The sequence below is a fragment of the Pseudomonas sp. Q11 genome (assembly GCF_024494355.1).
Lineage (GTDB): Bacteria > Pseudomonadota > Gammaproteobacteria > Pseudomonadales > Pseudomonadaceae > Aquipseudomonas > Aquipseudomonas hefeiensis.
Genome location: NZ_JAKNQY010000081.1, coordinates 1 through 405 on the forward strand (window position 1 = coordinate 1; position 405 = coordinate 405).

Annotated in this window: 1 protein-coding gene; it reads right to left on the minus strand. The window is 52.3% G+C overall.

The annotated features are described in order from the left end of the window. On the minus strand, positions 1–346 hold a 346-nt coding region (locus MA884_RS27835; RefSeq protein WP_256233487.1), incomplete at its 3' end, for a transposase. Positions 347–405 lie beyond the last annotated feature (59 nt).

The following is a 405-nucleotide window of genomic DNA, read 5'->3' on the forward strand; positions in this document are numbered from 1 at the left end:
TTTGACGGATCAATTTTTCTATCGACTTAACGGCTTCACACAGATAGTCGATATGACTCTGCAACGCGGGTTTGACTGCCTCAGACGACGCTGTCTTAAGCCTGCGCTTGTCGTCATCTCTCTGCTGAACAAAGTTTTCCCGTTGCTGGACCAGTGCGCGCAAGTCGTCCTGTTCGACACTTGTGATCCGGCTGTTAGCAGATTTGATAACCGCTGCAAATTGCGCCAGGAGGCGCGCATCTATGGGGTCGGTTTTAGCTTGTTGTCCCATTGCCTTGGCAAAGCTCTTGGCTCGGCAAGGGTTGATCCGAATGACCTCAAATCCTGCTGCCTGAAGTGCTTTCATGACGTTTCGTTCGTAACCGCCTGTGGCTTCCAGCAACACGCGACCGACCTGATGGAGCA